Source organism: Pontibacter mangrovi (assembly GCF_006385705.1).
Classification (GTDB): Bacteria; Bacteroidota; Bacteroidia; order Cytophagales; family Hymenobacteraceae; genus Pontibacter; species Pontibacter mangrovi.
In genome coordinates this window covers 206789-223591 of sequence record NZ_VFRQ01000004.1, presented here as the reverse complement: position 1 = coordinate 223591, position 16803 = coordinate 206789, and the positions used below count along the sequence as shown (strand labels likewise).

At 53.8% G+C, this 16803-nt stretch carries 14 protein-coding genes; 4 read left to right on the top strand and 10 right to left on the bottom strand.

The genetic code is table 11. The features are described 5' to 3' along the window. The first annotated feature begins 65 nt into the window (after window positions 1–65). Window positions 66–1118, top strand: coding sequence for an AI-2E family transporter (locus FJM65_RS09340; protein WP_140621237.1), 1053 nt, complete (start codon window positions 66–68; stop codon window positions 1116–1118). Between the two features lie 292 nt (window positions 1119–1410). Here the strand turns inward: FJM65_RS09340 and FJM65_RS09335 are convergent, their stop codons facing one another. The 4 genes from FJM65_RS09335 to FJM65_RS09320 form a co-directional block, all read right to left on the bottom strand. Next, complete coding sequence (locus FJM65_RS09335; RefSeq protein ID WP_140621236.1) at window positions 1411–1593, bottom strand: hypothetical protein; 183 nt, start codon at window positions 1591–1593, stop codon at window positions 1411–1413. A gap of 84 nt (window positions 1594–1677) precedes the next feature. After that, window positions 1678–3126 (bottom strand): SLC13 family permease, encoded by a 1449-nt coding sequence (locus FJM65_RS09330; RefSeq protein WP_239022894.1) that lies wholly within the window; start codon window positions 3124–3126, stop codon window positions 1678–1680. A 73-nt stretch (window positions 3127–3199) separates the two neighbouring features. Continuing rightward, window positions 3200–3733, bottom strand: a complete 534-nt coding sequence (locus tag FJM65_RS09325) for a DinB family protein (protein WP_140621235.1) — start codon at window positions 3731–3733, stop codon at window positions 3200–3202. 522 nt (window positions 3734–4255) lie between these two features. Then, the gene (locus FJM65_RS09320; RefSeq protein ID WP_140621234.1) at window positions 4256–6814 is read right to left on the bottom strand and encodes a M14 metallopeptidase family protein; all 2559 of its coding nucleotides are present in this window, start codon (window positions 6812–6814) and stop codon (window positions 4256–4258) included. 446 nt (window positions 6815–7260) lie between these two features. Between FJM65_RS09320 and FJM65_RS09315 the strand changes: the two genes are divergently transcribed. Beyond that, window positions 7261–7956 (top strand): TIGR02117 family protein, encoded by a 696-nt coding sequence (locus tag FJM65_RS09315; protein WP_140621233.1) that lies wholly within the window; start codon window positions 7261–7263, stop codon window positions 7954–7956. A gap of 57 nt (window positions 7957–8013) precedes the next feature. Here the strand turns inward: FJM65_RS09315 and FJM65_RS09310 are convergent, their stop codons facing one another. Both FJM65_RS09310 and FJM65_RS09305 read right to left on the bottom strand, forming a co-directional pair. Further along, a complete protein-coding gene (locus FJM65_RS09310; protein ID WP_140621232.1) occupies window positions 8014–8727 on the bottom strand; it encodes a pirin family protein in 714 nt (237 codons plus the stop codon). A gap of 21 nt (window positions 8728–8748) precedes the next feature. Next, entirely contained in the window at window positions 8749–9333 is a 585-nt protein-coding gene (locus FJM65_RS09305) for a nitroreductase family protein (protein WP_140621231.1), read from the bottom strand. A gap of 216 nt (window positions 9334–9549) precedes the next feature. Here FJM65_RS09305 and thiL point away from each other — a divergent pair, with 216 nt between their 5' ends. Then, window positions 9550–10575 carry a thiamine-phosphate kinase gene (gene thiL / locus FJM65_RS09300; RefSeq protein WP_140621230.1) on the top strand — a complete coding sequence of 342 codons (1026 nt, stop codon included), beginning with the start codon at window positions 9550–9552 and terminating at the stop codon, window positions 10573–10575. A 1-nt stretch (window position 10576) separates the two neighbouring features. Here thiL and FJM65_RS21230 read toward each other — a convergent pair whose 3' ends face one another. Next, window positions 10577–10729 (bottom strand): hypothetical protein, encoded by a 153-nt coding sequence (locus FJM65_RS21230; RefSeq protein ID WP_181163684.1) that lies wholly within the window; start codon window positions 10727–10729, stop codon window positions 10577–10579. Between the two features lie 114 nt (window positions 10730–10843). Between FJM65_RS21230 and FJM65_RS09295 the strand changes: the two genes are divergently transcribed. Continuing rightward, complete coding sequence (locus tag FJM65_RS09295) at window positions 10844–11872, top strand: SDR family oxidoreductase (RefSeq protein WP_140621229.1); 1029 nt, start codon at window positions 10844–10846, stop codon at window positions 11870–11872. 72 nt (window positions 11873–11944) lie between these two features. Here the strand turns inward: FJM65_RS09295 and FJM65_RS09290 are convergent, their stop codons facing one another. From FJM65_RS09290 to FJM65_RS09280, 3 genes are all read right to left on the bottom strand, one after another. After that, entirely contained in the window at window positions 11945–12433 is a 489-nt protein-coding gene (locus tag FJM65_RS09290) for a cupin domain-containing protein (RefSeq protein WP_140621228.1), read from the bottom strand. Between the two features lie 195 nt (window positions 12434–12628). After that, entirely contained in the window at window positions 12629–14299 is a 1671-nt protein-coding gene (locus tag FJM65_RS09285; RefSeq protein ID WP_140621227.1) for a PAS domain-containing hybrid sensor histidine kinase/response regulator, read from the bottom strand. Window positions 14300–14341: 42 nt separating this feature from the next. Further along, window positions 14342–16795 (bottom strand): bifunctional aminotransferase class I/II-fold pyridoxal phosphate-dependent enzyme/GNAT family N-acetyltransferase, encoded by a 2454-nt coding sequence (locus FJM65_RS09280; protein ID WP_140621226.1) that lies wholly within the window; start codon window positions 16793–16795, stop codon window positions 14342–14344. Window positions 16796–16803: the final 8 nt, after the last annotated feature.

Below are 16803 nucleotides of genomic sequence, written 5' to 3'. Positions count from 1 at the left end.
AAAATATTTGAGAATCTTAGCGTTGGCAGCAGCTATCGTACTGCCAGAACAAATATAGCATTTCTATGAACAATAGCGCAGAGGTAAACTGGCTTAGGTGGCTGCAGTATATCGTGCTGATATCGGTGATCCTGTACTTCGGGAGCACCTTGTTTATTCCGCTCAGCTTTGCGCTGCTCCTTAGCTTTGTGCTCTACCCGGTATGCCACTGGCTGGAGCTGAAAGGGCTGCCGCGCTGGGCAGCCATCGCGCTCTGCCTGCTGCTGGTGCTGGTGCTGGTTGGCGGACTCGCCTTCCTGCTGGTAACGCAGCTGCTGCAGTTCGGAGAGGAGTGGCCGCAGCTACAGGTAAAGATCAGCAGCGCCCTCCACGACATCAGCGTTTATGCCGAGCGGCAACTGGGCATTGCGACAACCAGGCAGGTGCAGTGGCTGGAGAACATCACCTCCGAAGCGGCCTCCAAAGCCTTTAACATGGTGCAGGGCGTGGTGTATACTTCGGCGGTATCGCTAGTGCTGCTGGTACTCATCCCTATTTACGTGGCGCTTATACTTTACAACCGCGAGGCGCTGGCCCGGGCACTGGCTTCCTTCTTTCCGAGGCGCGAGCACGGCAAGATCAAGCAGATCCTGCACGAAACTATCACCACCTACTATAACTTTATCAAAGGCATGGTTATCGTGTATGTGATTGTGGGCATCCTGAACAGCGTGGGGCTGCTGGCGCTGGGTGTGCCGCATGCCGTTTTCTTTGGCGTGGCAGCCTCTGTGCTTACGTTTATACCTTATGTGGGCATCACGATTGGGGCCATCCTGCCCATGGCCGTCGCCTGGATCACTTACGACTCGGTGTGGTACCCGCTGGGGGTGGTGACGGTGTTTTCGGTAGTGCAGTACCTGGAGGCTAACCTGATATTCCCGTGGGCGGTAAGTGCGCGGCTGCAGGTAAACATGCTCTTCACGCTGCTGGCCATTGTGGCGGGCGGTATACTTTGGGGCGCTTCCGGCATGATCCTGTTTATACCTTTCCTAGCCATCCTAAAGCTCATTGCCGACAAGCATGATGAAATGCGCCCTATCTCGCTGCTGCTAGGCAGCGGCAACAAAAAGGGACTATAATCTCGCTCGCCTACTATAACAGGTTTTGCTGCTAAAGTCCTTAGGTTTAACACATACAAATCAAGGAATAATTATATAAAAATTTTATTCAGATTGATGTCCTTCTCTTGTGTCTGGAGAATAGATGGTAGTGCTTCGCAAAAAAATAAAAAAAAATTTGACAAATCATAACCTTCCGATAGCCACTCGCGTAAATATAGATACCTTTGGCTAAAAGTTGAGAACCTGAAAGTCTTATTGTTTAGAAGGAACAATGTTGACTTTCAGGTTTTTTCTTTTCATACCTCCCCTCCTACTCCGGACGGTCTTTCCTGAAAAGTATAAAAAGGTACATGATACCGAAGACCAGGAAAACCACCAGCAGAAATACATCTATAGCGGCATAATCTCCCTTTAAAATTCGGTAAGCGTTCATACCTGCAAACACAAAGCAGGCAATGGTCATGACGATGCGGTAGGTTCTGCGGTTTTGCATGTGCTCAAATGTTGGCTGCGCTCAGCCTGTCTTAGTTAATACTATAGAAAATTCAGGTATCGTCAGCTGATGATGCCTTTTACGCTACTGCCCCATCATGTACAGGGCCATCCAGGCTGTAATCAGGATAGTGGCCACTACGTTCAGAATTGCCCCTGCGCGTATCATCTGGCTGATAGGCACCTCTTTGCTGCCATACACAATGGCATTCGGCGGCGTGGCTACCGGAAGCATAAAGGCCATACTACAGGCAATCACTACTCCCAGCACAGGGTACAGCAGGGGCAGCTGCAGCCCATGCAACACCCCAATAATAATCGGCACGAACGTAATGGCAATAGCGGTGTTGGAGCTAACCTCCGTCAGCATCACCACCAGAAACACGAGCACCAGCACCAACAACAGCTGCTGGTTAGGGTCTATGGCCGTGGTAATGCTCTTACCGATAATATCTGCCAACCCGGAACTGACCACCAGTTGCCCCAGCGCCATGCCTCCCCCGAAAAGCAGGATTGTGTCCCAGTCTATCTTCACGAGGTCTTCTGTGGTTAGGGTGCCTTTGCCTCCATTCTCCTGCCCCGGCGGAATCAGGAACAGCAGCAGCGCGGCCAGCACGGCCACGGTGCTCTCGGCAAAGTAGGTGCTCATAAAATCGTAGGCCTCCTGCATGCCTAACAGGTTAAAAACGCCGGGCGCCAGCCAAAGTATAACTGCCAGTATAAATACGCCCATTGTCACCTGCTCCCCCATGCGCAGCTTCTTCCCCTGGCGCTGATGCTCGGCTACGTACGCCTTTACAACCTGCCTGTTGTAGCGGCTCTTGCCCAAAAAGTGGCGCATGTACAGCAGAAGAAAACCATACATACTCAGCGAGACCGGCATGGCCAGGTACATCCACTGCAGAAAATCGATCCGCACTCCCTCCTGCTCCAGGTAATTTACCCCGATCAGGTTTGGCGGGGAGCCGATGATGGTGCTGATCCCTCCGATGGAGGCGCTGTAGGCGATGCCCACCAAAAAGTAGACGGCTGTGCTTCTTTCCTTCTCATGCTGGCAAACCAGCTGCGTTACCCCCAGCACCAACGGCAGCAGCATGGCCACCGTCACCGAGTTGCTCACCCACATCGAAAGCAGAAAGGATATAGCCGAAAAGCCCAGGAAAAGCCGGAACAGGCTCTGCTGGAAAAAGGAGCGAGAAAGTATGAAGAGCGCGATGCGCTTGTCGAGCCCGTGGCGCGTCATGGAGCGGGCCAGCAGAAAGCTGCCGATAAAGAGCAGGATAATCGGGTGGCCCAGGTTCCGGAAGGCTGTGTCTACCTCGGCGATACCCAGCAGGATGGCCAGCAGCACCCCCAGAAAAGCAGTCATGGAGAGCGGAATCACCTCCGTCATCCAAAACACCAGGCAAAACGACATGATAGCTGCCACCAGGCGGGCCTGATAGTCTAGCGTGGGGGTGATGAACCATACCAGCAGAGCCAGCAGCGGTGCCACTACCATACCGACGTTGCGGCGGGTTGGAGTTAAAGCCATACGTATACTTTAGCTGTTTTTTAAGGGTGCAGCTTTAAAGATAGGCAAAAGTATACATACGGCCGTGCCACTGCTATGCCTTCAGGTAGCGCTCGCGTATTATTTTCTGGTGATGCACCTCATGCCCGAGCGTTACATACCCCAGTGCCCGCACGCTTGCCTCAATTCCGTTAGCTGTGCCTCTCTGCTGCAGCGTCTCCTCATCAAAGGTTTTAAAAAGCTCTATGGTTGCCGTGCGCACCGATGTATACTCCGCTAAAATGGAGTTGATATCGCGTGCGTTTGCTTTAGAGTGCTCTGCAAAATGGTTCTCGTCGAAGCCAGGCAGCTCCGTTTTATCGTGGCGGGCATAGCGCAGGGCGCGATAAGCAAAAATGCGCTCGGCGTCCATCATGTGCACCAGCAGCTCTTTGATCGTCCACTTGCCTGGCTCATAGCGGTAAAGCAGCTGCTCCTCCGGGAGCCCCTGCACCAACCCGGTGATAAATACATAGCTCGCCGTCAGCCCTTCAATCAGGTCTTCGGCCTGAGCCTGTTGTATATAGTTGGCCATGTAGCCGTTATACTCGTCTGGTGCTGGCGGTGTAATGATCCGTTGCGTTTGCATGTGTTTGGCATCTGTTAAGGATAGATGCTGTGCAAGTTACGCATTTATACTATATAGTTATAGCTGGCAATTTGTATTGTTGGTTATGTATATTGCCAGCGTCGATGGTGTTTTACGTTTCTATACTGCTCATGCTTTCATGAACTTTTCCAGGCCCTGGCGCAAGCATCCGCTTGTGCCTTTATACTTGCATAGCCGCGGCTACCAGTAATCTGATACAAGCTATCCTTTCTAGCCATTGCTAACCCTCAGTCTTACAAAGGCTATGGTTTCAGCTCCGGCTTTGGTGCCCTCAAGGCCGAGGCCTTCCCTTGGGGGTAGGGTGAATTCCCCTCCTCGGAGGGGCTAGGGGTGGGTTTCACTTCTGCTGACTGATAATTCCCCTTAGACAAATCTTGGATCCCGGACTTGTCTAAGGGACCCGGTGCTGCAAACATTCCCATCCTGTAAATCCTGCTCCATACAAAAAGTCCCCTGCTCCGACACTGGAACAGGGGACTTTCATTATACCTTTACACTTCGCTACTGCCCTACCACGAACACGGCGTTCCCGAACAGGAGCTTGCCGCCTTGCCAGAAACCGCGGAACAGCGGGTTGTCGGCCAGGTATATAACCTCTCCGCGACCTAAATCCTGCACCCCAAGTATGAGTGCATCCTGCAGCTGCTCTCTGGCTTCGGCACCTACATAGCCTGTGGCATAGTTATCTTTCTTCAGTACGCCCACATTCCAGCCGTCCTCCATAAACTGGTAGGCATCGGCAGAGCGGATGAGAGCAAAATAGCTGTCGCCGTAGCCAAACGCCAGTGGGTGCGTTTTGTCGAGGTCTACCCTGAAAATGCTGCCTTGCACTTCGCTTTCCAGCGCCTCCCGCTCGCGGGCAGCGTAAGACCGCAGGTTTTGGTAAGGGTTTTCCTTTGTTTTGCCGTTATTTCCTCCTTTGGCTTCGGCCTCCTCCTCTTTTTTCTTCAGCTCAAACCCTTTTTTATCCGCCAGGTAATTGGCGGCGCTTTCCATCGCAATCAGCTTACCGCCGGCGCGGACCCAGGCCTGCACCCGATCGAGTGTTTTTTCATCCAGCACCTTCTCATACGAGCCGGTCGGCAGAATCAGCACATCAAACTCGTGCAGCGGCACCTGGCTGAAGTAAGAGGTGTTGAGCACCGTGACCGGATAGTGTAGCTGCTGCTCAAAGAAATTCCATACTTCACCAAACCCGTAGGGAGAAACACCCTCGCCAGAGAGCAGGGCCACTTTCGGCGTTTCCAGGTAGCGCACGTTACCCGAGCCAAAGTCGGCGCCGGTGCTTACGAACCCGGTATTGGTGGCGGCCAGCTGCACGCCATGCTGCTGCGCCAACTCACGCACTTTGGCATCAAACGTATCGCCCAGGCGCTCGTTTCCGGTGCGAGTAATAATCAGGGTGCCAGCCTCATATTGCTGCCCATCCATTTCGAATGGCCGCTCAGCCATGCGCAGCTTCACGTTCTGCTGCATCAGCTGCGTAGCGAACTTCAGGTCCTGCACACTGCTCCAGCGGGCCAGGTAAGCATAAGGCTTGTCGATGTTGATAGCGGCTGCGGCAGGCGCGGCAGGTGCCGTGTTCGTCATATCCACCTTGCCCTTCACCGCGTACGCCTGCACGCCGTACGCATAAGGCAACGCCCAGGAGGTGATGTCGTAGGTCAAAGAATCCTCCAGCGCAGACTTTGGCTCGAACAGCACCTTCACCAGCACCGACTTGGGCTGATACATGCTGATCACCACGTCTTCCGGCGCCAGTTCCACACGCTCTGTTTTGCCGTTGAGGTAGTTATAGCCCCTCACAGCGCCTTTTTCGCCGGCATAGCCATACTGTATCCCCTGCTGCTGCAGGTAGTCGGTCAGCATCTTCAGGTTGCCGGCTGTGTTGGCGCTGCTCTTGATCACGAAGGATTTGTACTCCCCGCCCGGGTTTCGGAGGCTGTTGCTGTAGTACTTTTGAAACTCCTGCTTCAGCTGATCTGCCTTTTCAGAGGTGGCCTTGATGGTGGCCTCGCTCGCCGCCACGTGGTGCGCAATGCGGTCAGTCAGGGTCAGCGTATCTCCGTCTGATTTCTTATAGGCCAGGCCGGCGCGGCCCGATCCGCCCTGCTCATAGGTCATGCCGATCGCGCCGTTGTAGGTGGGCCAGGTATCGCCGTAGCTCGGGTAAAATAGATCGAAGCTCTCGCGGGTAAAGTATAGCCAGTTGTTCTTGTCGAAGTATTGGCGGTTATACTCGCCGATGGTGTTCTGGAACTGGCGCTGCCACGGGGTTATACTTTCGTGGAAAGGCTTGGCCGCCGGCGAGAAGTAGTAAGGCGACTCCGGCCCCATCTCATGAAAATCGGCGTGCACCTGCGGCAGCCAGCTGTTGTATACTTTCAACCTCTGCTGAGATTCCACCTGCGTCTGCCAGGCCCAGTCGCGGTTCAGGTCGAAATAGTAGTGGTTGGGCCTGCCGCCCGGCCACGGCTCGTAGTGCTCCCAGGCAAAAGGGGAGGCATTGCCGCCGCGGTTGGAGGCCTGCTGATACCACTGCACGTAGCGCTCGCGTCCATCGGGGTTTACCATCGGATCAAGTATAACGACTGTGTTTTGCAGCCACTCCCGGCTCTGCGCATTCTCCGGGTTCACCAAATCATACAGCACCTGCAGTACCGCCTCCGAGCTAACCGCCTCGTTGCCGTGCACGTTGTAGCTGAGCCAGGCAACAGCAGGCTGGTCGCCTTGTATACTTCCGCTCTGCAGGCTGGCCTGGCGCAGGTTGTTCTCCCGGATCTGCTCCAGCCGCTGCAGGTTTTCATCGGAGGCCACGTACGCCAGCACCAGCGGGCGGTTCTCGTAGGTGCGGCCATACTCCTCTACCTTAATGCGGTTGGGTGCCTGCGCGGCCAGGTAGTTAACATAGTCCAGGATGCGGTTTTGGGTGGTGAACTGCTGGCCCAGCTCATAGCCCAGGAACTGCGCCGGTGACTGCAGTTGCTGCTGCGCCACGGCAGCTTGCATACTCAGTAACACCAGCCACAAAGCGGCAAAACGCTTTAGCGTGTTTATCATGATAGTGGTTAAAGTATGATGATGGTGGAGTGTTTTTATACTTTACAATCTGCGCAAAATCTGCGAGTATGGCAAATAGGCTATACAAACCGTTTTAGATGCTGCACCTGATCAGGATGATAAAATCTTAACAAATTAGGGAAAGGTGTTTAAACAAATGCAAAATTTTATACCTTTGTACCCGAAATCCGTTTTGGGTTTCTGATCGCCCTCCCACTACTGAAAACAAAAGCTGCCGCAAAGTATAAACCACGGCAATTCCTGATCAGTTAAATACCCTGACGTACAAAGTCTGGCAAGTATAACTTACCGAAGCGGCCGGGGCAGCGGGCGAATTTAAAAGAGAAACTAAACTAACTAAACTACACTCAGGCCCGGTGCATTGCACCGGGTTTTGTTTTTTGCTGCAACTTATACTTTAACAGCTTTACACGTATTTACGAAGTATGCGTTACGTACTCCGGAAATTAGCGGCTGTTATACTTTGGCTTCTGGCCTCGGTGCTGAGCGCATTTATACTCTTTGTCGCCTCCGCGGTTATACTTAGCAGCATTACCGTGAACAACGGCTATGCCCAGCCGCAGCCGCAGGACGAGCACATAGAGATCTACGTCACCTCCAACGGCGTGCACACTGATATCATCGTTCCTGTTTCTACAAAATACATTGATTGGCGCGAGAAGCTGCCGCTGCAACATTTTGGCAAAGTAGACAGCACCTTCCGCTACATAGGCTTTGGCTGGGGCGACCGCAAATTTTACATAGAGACGCCCGAGTGGACCGACCTCACCCCCACAGTGGCCATCTCCGCCGCCCTCTGGCCCACCCGCACCGCCATGCACGTAGAGTACATCCGCTCGCGGCTGGTGCCCACCAAACGGCAGCGCCCCCTGCGCATTACGCCGGAGCAGTACCGGCGGCTAATCGTTTATATTGATGAGTCTTTTGTGCAGCAAAATGGGAAATACCTGCACATCAGCGGCTCAGGCTATTCTGAAAGAGATACCTTTTACGAGGCGCACAGGAAGTTCTACATCCTGAAGAACTGCAACAACTGGGTAAACCAGGGGCTGAAAAGCATGGGCGTGAAAACCGCGTTGTGGGCTCCGTTTCCGTTTTGCATCATGCGGCACCTGCGCTAAAAAGAAAAACCCCGGCATGTGCCGGGGCCTTATCTTCAATCACTAAACACTATATTCTTATTTCATGGGAATCTCCATCAGCAGCAGTTCGGCATCGCCGGAGGCTTTAATCTGTACTTTGTCTGCCTCACTGATGCCCATGCCGTCGCGCTTGCCCAGCTTTTCGCCGTCTATCTCTACCTCGCCGTCAATTACGAAGGCATAGAGGCCGTTTCCGGGTTTGTGCAGCGCATACTCCTCGGAGAATCCGTTTTTCAGCGTGCCCATCGTAAACCAGGCATCCTGGTTTATCCACAGGGCTTCGCCATCCTTTTCAGGAGAAACCACGGTCTGCAGCCTGTTCACGCGGTCTTCAGGCTTGTAGGCCTTCTGCCCGTAGCGTGGCTGTATGTCCCGCTCTTTAGGAAACACCCAGATCTGCAAAAAGTTCACAGGCTCTGTTTTGGACCCGTTAAACTCGGAGTGAGTAATGCCGCTGCCCGCCGACATGATCTGCACTTCGTCCGTTTTGATCACCTCCTGCGTGCCGGTGCTGTCGCGGTGCGCCAGCGAGCCTTTCAGCGGGATCGAGATGATCTCCATGTTGTCGTGCGGGTGCGTGCCAAAGCCCATGCCCGGCGCCACCACGTCGTCGTTTAGCACACGCAGCAAGCCAAAGCCCATGCGCTCGGGGTTGTAATACTGCGCAAAGCTGAAGGTATGGTGCGAGTCGAGCCAGCCGTGGTTGGCGCGGCCGCGTGTATTGGCCTTGTGGATTATTTTCTTGCTCATAGTCTTAAACTTTTATCTCAGTTATTTTTGCTTCCACTCGCCTTTGAAGGCTATTTCGTTCAGTGGCTTGCGCTGCCGCGTGGCCAGTTCGCGTGCCTTCAGGTTTTCCGGCAACGTCTCCGGGTCGCCCACATAACCTATGGCTCCCATAGCTACTGCCTCAAAACCATCAGGTATGCCTAATTCCTTTTTAGCTTTGGCCGCATCAAAGCCGCCCATCAGATGCACATGCAGACCCAGGTCGGTGGCCTGCAGCAGCAGGTTGCCCGTGGCCAGCCCCACGTCGTGCCAGGCATGCTTGTTAGGGCTCCCGTTAAAGTCATAGGCCGTTTTGGCGATGGACACAAAAAGAACCGCCGCGTTTTTAGCCCAGCTGTTGCCTTCTACTAACAGCCCCGACAGTCTGTCAAAGGCCGCTTTGTCCTCTTTTGCGGCATAAATAAAGCGCCACGGCTGCTCGTTCATAGCCGAGGGCGCCCAGCGGGCCGCATCGAACAATGCCTCCAGCTGCTCCTCGCCCACGCTTTCGTCGCTAAAGGCACGGGGGCTCCAGCGGTTCTCTATCAAAGTATGGATGGCAATGTTATTATCTGTTGTTGTAGTCATGTCCTGTAGGTTGATATAAGTATAAATACGCACTCTGAAAGATTGTTTTCACAAATTTAATGTACATACATATAATGTACAAACATAACAACAGAAAAGTTCATACTTTCTCCTGCCGCTCCTGCAGAAAGCTGCTTTGCGCCGACTTAAGGCACACCTGGCGCAGCTCTGTATCTTATTTTGTATCTTTGCATATTCTTAAACAGATACAGAACCATGAGCGAATATACCCCCTTGAGTTCGGTAGGCGAGTTTGGCCTTATCCGGAAGTTAAAAGAGAAGATTGAGCTGCGTAACGCGTCCACTATAAAAGGCATTGGCGACGACGCAGCGGTGGTGGAGCCGAAGGAAAAGCAGATCGTGATCACCTCAGACATGCTGCTGGAGGGCGTGCACTTCGACCTTACTTTTTGCCCCCTGAAGCACCTGGGCTACAAAGCGGTGGCCGTAAACGTTTCCGACGTGGCCGCCATGAACGCCAAACCGACGCAGATTACGGTGAACATTGCCCTGGGCGCCCGCTTTACCGTGGAGGCCGTGGAGGAGCTGTACGAGGGCATGCGCCTGGCCTGCGAGAATTACAAAGTTGACCTGGTGGGCGGCGACACCACCTCTTCCTCCTCCGGACTTGTTATCAGCGTAACGGCCATTGGCGAGGCTGCCCCAGACCAGATAGTATACCGCAACGGCGCTAAGGTGAATGACCTGGTGTGCGTTACCGGCGATTTGGGCGGCGCTTACATGGGCCTTCAGATTCTGGAGCGGGAGAAGCAGGCGTTTATGGCTAACCCGGAGATGCAGCCGGAGCTGGACAGCAAGCAATACATTGTAGGCCGTCAGCTAAGGCCGGAGGCGCGCATGGACGTGATTTACGACCTGAAGGAGCGCGGCATCAAACCTACTTCCATGATAGACATCTCAGACGGACTGGCCTCGGAGCTGTTCCATATTTGCAGCCAGTCGAAGGTTGGGGCTATTGTGTACAAAGACAACCTGCCCGCCGACCCGCAGATGCTGGAGACCGCGCTGGAGTTCAACATCGACCCGCTGACCTGCATCATGAACGGCGGCGAAGACTATGAGCTGCTCTTTACAGTACCGCTCTCTGCCTACGACGAGCTGAAGAACCACCCGGATATTACCATCATCGGTAACATAACCGAAGAAAGCAACGGCGTGAATCTGGCTACCAAAACCGGTCAGGTGTTCCCGCTGAAGGCCCAGGGCTGGTCGCATTTTTAACCTAAGCCTTGTAGCACAGAAAATCATACTTCTCAAAAGCCCCTCCTATCATTTTAGGCAGGGGCTTTTTTTTGAAGAATACCTCACCGGCCATACTTACCTCCACTTTCCCATACTTTGTGCCGCTCTTTTTTAGATAAACAAAGTACAGCACCAGCATTAGGTTTAAAAAGGCAAACAGCTGTTAAACAAGCTCATCTTATAACTATGACTGTACGCGTGGCGTAACATCAGCAAGAGACACGTACCATAAAAACAAGTATAAAGCATGAGCAACGATGAAAACAGACACAGCGGAAGCCGCAAAGGCGTAGCTGTTATTACCGGCGCCTCGGCTGGGTTGGGCCGCGCCTGCGCCCGCGAGTTTGCCAAGCAAGGCTACGACGTGGGTCTGCTGGCCCGCGGCGAGGACGGCCTGAAAGGCGCCAAGCGCGAGGTAGAGGAAATGGGCCGCAAGGCTACTTACGTAAGCGTAGACGTTGCCGACGCGCAGGCCGTGGAGCAGGCAGCAGCCAAGATAGAGCAGGAGTTGGGGGAGATAGATGTGTGGGTGAACAACGCCATGAACAGCGTGTTCAGCCCAGTGAAGGAGATGGAGCCAGAGGATTACAAGCGCGTAACCGACGTGACCTACCTTGGCCAGGTATACGGCACCCTCTCGGCCCTAAAACGTATGCTGCCTCGCGACCGTGGCTCCATTGTGCTGGTAGGTTCGGCGCTGGCCTACCGCGGCATCCCGCTGCAGTCGGCTTACTGCGGTGCCAAGCATGCCATCCAAGGCTTTTACGACTCGCTGCGCACCGAGCTGATGCACGACAACAGCCACGTGAAGATAACCATGGTGCAGCTGCCGGCCATGAACACCACCCAGTTTGGCTTCGTAAAGTCGCGGTTGCCTAACAAGCCGCGCCCGATGGGTAAAATTTATCAGCCAGAGGTGGCAGCCGAGGTGATTGCATACGCCGCCGAGCATGAGCGCCGCGAATACCGCGTGGGCTACCCTACCCTGGAGGCCATTATCGGCAATAAGATAGCGCCTTGGTATGCCGATTATGTGCTGGCTAAAAACGGCTTTGACGGGCAGCAGACAAACGAGCCCGAAGACCCGAACCGTAAGAACAACCTGTATGAGCCGCTTCCGGGCGACCACGGCGCCCACGGCACGTTCGATGAAAAGGCCACTTATACCAGTCCGCAAGTATGGCTAAGCCTGCACCGGCAGGAAATACTAACCGGTGCCCTGGCCTTAGGTGCCCTGGCGCTGGGCAGCTTGCTTACCCGAAACAACCGGGACTGATACCAGAAGTATAAAAAAAGAGCGAGGCCGCTGCGTAACTGCAGCGGCCTCGCTCTTTTTACGAAGTATAGCTTAGCGGCCAAAGTCGTCCTGCACCCGCACAATGTCTTCTTCATCGGATGGCTGGGCGGCCTCGGTATGCTGCCAGATCTCGGCCAGCACGCCCCAATCCTTGAGCCCTACCAGGCGATGGCGCTCCCCCTGCTGCAGCTTTATCTGGTCTCCCGGGTTCAGCACCTGCTGCTCGCCCTCCTCATCGGTGTTGCTGGTTACCACGCCTACGGTACCCTTTACCACACGCCAGATCTCGGCTCTGCGGTGGTGATACTGCCACGACAGCCTTTTTTCGGGTGCGACAACAAGAATCTTAGGGCTCAGCTTGCCGGAGATCTTCAGTTCTTCTACAGGCATGCCACCAAAGTAGGTGTCGGCAAAGCGCTGGGCCTGCGCCTCGTCTATCACAAAAAAACCTCCCCATGGGCGGGTACGGTCTTGTTTGTCAATATTAAACCCCTGTGCCTGCAGCTCACGCTCCAGCTCTTCAAAAAGTTGATCTTTCATTTCTGCGTTTGTTGTCGAGTAAGTCAGTTATAGTTACTATAACAGCATTTATACTTTGCTAGGAACCAAATATAGTAATAAGTAGAGGCATGAGGAAGTGTTTGCGCAACTTCTGCTGCGTGAAGAGAGCAAAAAAGCCGCTATGCCGCAGGGCGGTGGTTATACTTAAAGCCAGAAGGCTCTCCGGATGCCAGGCTATTTTCCGGCCTTTACCCATTTTTTAAGAAGCGGCACCAACTCCTTGTTGGTAAAGGGCTTGCAGAGGTGGTCGTTTAGGCCAGAGGCTATACTTTTAGCGATGTCTTCTTCGTAGGCATTGGCCGAGAAGGCGATGATGGGCGTCTGAACGTTGGCTTGCCGCAACCTGCTGGCAGCTTCCAGGCCGTCTACTTCCGGCATCTGGATATCCATAAAAATAAGGTCGAAGGCATTTGCCAGCCCCAACTGCACGGCCTCTTCCCCGCCGTAAGCAGCCACTACCTGCGCGCCAAAGCCCTCCAGCATCACCTGCATGATCATGACGTTGATCGCGTTGTCGTCCGCCACCAGGATCTTGGTGCCAGCTGGCAGCGTGTAATCTATCTTTTCCTCTTCTTCCGGCTCCAGCGTCTCCTGGTCCGACACGGCGTTCAGTTTTATGGTAAACCAGAACGTAGCGCCATTCTGCTGCCCCTCCGCCGGGCTTACCACCCCCATTTCGCCGTGCATCCGGCTAACCAGCTTTTTACTGATGGCCAGCCCTAAGCCAAAGCCGCCATACTTGCGCGTAGTGGATTGGTCTGACTGCGTGAACGAGTCGAAGATGATGCCCTGCTTATCGGCAGGGATGCCGGTGCCTGTATCCGAAACAGTAAATTTTAGCTCTACGGCGCCGGTGCCTTTGTTCTCCGAAACAAGGGCGCAATGCACCCTTATACTTCCAACTTCTGTGAACTTAATGGCATTGCTCACCAGGTTTACCAGCACCTGGCTGATACGTGTCGAGTCGCCGATAACGACCTGTGGCACCGCCTCATCAAAAGTATAGGTAAAGGCCAGCTGCTTGCCTTGCGCCAGAAATTGGTATGGCTCCAGGTTGGAGGCAAGCACCTCGCGGAGGTTAAACGGCACGGCATCTATTACGATCTTATCCTGCTCTATGCGATGCAGGTCCAGAATATCGTTCAGGAGTTTGAAGAGGTTGTTGCCGGAAGTTTGAATGAGGTTTACATACTTCGCCTGTACCGCGTTCAGGTGGGTGTCTTTTAGCAGGTTGGTAAAGCCGATAATGCCATTCAAAGGTGTGCGGATCTCGTGGCTCATACTGGAAAGGAAATTGCTCTTGGCCTCATTGGCGGCTTCAGCTTTTATTCTCGCCTCCCGCAGTTCCTGCTCCTTATTCTTCAGCTCGGTAATATCCTTGGCTATTACCAGGATGCCATCTATCTGCTGCTTACTGTTTTTAAGGTATGAAAACGAGCAGGAGGTCGGCACCCCCTCCTGCCCGCTTGCCTTCAGTTTGAGCTCCATGTTCAGGCACTTCCCTTTCTGCTCCAGCCCGTCCCTTATTTCCTGCCGCTTGGCAGGGCTCAAGTCCTGAAAGATCTCTAAAACGTTTGTGCCCACCAGGTCTGCCTCTTTCTTGCCGGCTATTTCCTCAAAGGCCTCATTCACATTTCGAATAGTATTGTCTGTGTTAAGCACCAGCAGCATGTCTACCACGCCCTGGTAAATGCTCTGCATAAAGTCGCGGGACACGGTGGAGCTTTTTAGCTCCTGCCCCAGCATACTCACACCGGCAATTACAGCGTCTAGTTCGTCGCTTGCCTCAGACACATCAAGCTTATAATCGAAATTGCCATTGGCCACTTCGGTTATGAGTGTCATTAACTCCTCTATTCTTTGTTTGAGAACCTTCACGCTTTATTTTTAGTCTTTTTCTATGGCGATGGTAGCTTCCAGCATCTCCAGCACATAATTGTCTTTTGCCTGGAGGTAGGCTACCTTCGGATGCGGCCTCGCCCCCACCCGCTTCTTCTCCAGCGTAGCCGAAATGCCCATATTTACTTTTTCGCAACCGAGCTCGTTGGCACGCTGCACCACCTGGAAAAGCGCCCGCCGGTACGCCCCGTAAGTATGCGTATACTCATAATCTAAGCCGGTTAGCATAAAGCTGTACACATTGGCAGCGTTCTTCTGGCAAAAGCATACGGCCACAGGCATGCCGGTACCTCCAAATTCTTTTTTCAGCTTCAAAGTAACAAACTCCCAGCGAGAATCTTTGTTCATCTCCCGAAATACTTTCTCCGGAAATAGAAAATTATTTATACCCAGGTTTCTCTCTTTCACGTTCCCAAATAGCCTGATGGCATGCTGCAGCTCCTCCTCCGGCAGCTGGCTGCGTACTTCCACATCAAAATACTGCTCATAGCGCTTTATGTAGCGGCTATAGTTTCGGCGGTTTTCTTTAGTAAGTATGGCCAGGTACTCTGCCTCTGTTGTCCAGCCAAGCGAGGTAACCACGCAAGATTCCGGCATGTCGGCCTTCACAAAGTTCTGCTCCACCATAAAGGCATCCAGTTCCGGGTCGCCGGCATCAAAGTCGCGGAGCATGATGTTGCCCGCACCTGTTTTCTCCTGTTCCTGGTAAAGCTCCTCTAACAGTAACTTAAACGCATTTTTCCAGGCCGGGTGCTGCCGGTTCAGGTACATGTGGTTGCCTTCGGTAAAGAGGCTCCCCATGATAATGCCCGTCGTGGTCAGGTAGTAGGGATTAAGCTCACGCTCCTGCTCCACAGCTTTCGATACGGAAACGCGCGAGAAGATATCTTCCTTGTACAGGGCGGTTACAAAAAATGTCATCAGCACGGGGTCCCCCTGCGCATCCTGCACCTGGTAATAGCGAAAGTCCCAGTCATGCTCTGGCGCTCCATTCCCGCTAAAGGCCTTTTCCAGGAACTGCATCCCGTCCCAGTCGAACATGCCCCGCTTGCCCAGGTGACGGTTCCATAGGTCAGCGTCCAGCGCCCCGATAGAAGTATAAACCTGTAGCTTCAGCTCGTTAGCCCCTGCAGGAGCGGCCACAGCGGCCACAGCGGCTGCAGGCTGGGCTTGGGGCGCAGGCATTTTAAAGGCTTTCCGGATGTTCTCTTGGGTTTGGTTGGTGGCCTGTAGCGCCTTGGCAAAGTTTGCCTGCAGGCGTTCTACCAGCTGCTCAATATCCTCAAAGGTGTTGTGTAAGGAGATGGTGATGCGGATGCCGATGTTCTTGGCAGGCACAGCCGGGAAGGTGGCTAGGTTCACGTAAATGCCGTCTTGCAGCAGCGCCTGCACCAGGTAGTTGCCCATGTCCATGGTGCCAGTGCCAATAAAGAAGATCGGGCTGTTGCTTTCGTGCACCAACGGCAGGTTTGTAGTCTGCAGCAGCAGATTGAAGTATAAAATCTTCTGCTGCAGCTGCTCCTGCAAAGTATAAATCTCGTCGCTCAGGTGTATTTTGGCGGAGGCAATAGCCGCACCAAGCGTGGCAGGCTCTATCTGCACCGAAAAGGTAAGCGGCCCCCCAAAGTTGTTCACCTTGTGGTACCACTCCTCATTCGGGAACAGCGACACGCCGCCGCAGGCCCCGAAGGCCTTGCCCAGGTTGGCCGTGAGCACCATCTTGCGGTACAGCCGGTTATCCATCTGGCTCATCACATACCCGGTGCCGTGCTGCCCGGCCCAGCTCATGCCGTGGGCATCATCTACGTAGAGGTAGAGCTGCTCATACTTCTCGGCCAGCGCGATCAAGTCCTTGATGGGCGCAAAGTCCCCGTACATCGAGTACACGCCGTCGGCCATGTACCAGATGCGCTCATACTTGCTGCGCAGCTTCAGGATGCGGTCTTCCAGCATTTCCAGGTTGTTGTGGCGGATCATCTCCACCGTTACGCCCTGGCTTAGCATCTTCTTCACGGCCTCCTGCACGCTGGCATGCACCTGGTGGTCCAGAATCACCAGGTCCGACTGCCGGATCAGGCTGGGAATGGTAGTGAGGTGGGCCAGGGTGCAGTTCTTGGAGATAACGGCCGGGGCCTGGTACATCGCCTGTATCATCTGTTCCAGTTCGGCGTATAGCGGATTGGAAACATAGGTGCGCGACATCGGGAATTGGGTGCCGTAACGCTGAATGGCCTCGATGGCACCTTGTTTCAGGGCAGGATGATGCTCCAGCCCCAGGTAACCGCAGGTGCCAAAGTGCAGCACTTTTCTGCCTTTCAGGGTGAGGTGCTGGCCGGTAAGCATATCGTCCTGAGCGTGTAAGTGGATAATGCCATTCTTCTTGGAGACAGATAGAACAGAGTCAACCGTATCCAGAATATTGTTGTGCCTGATTTTAGCCATAAAATTTT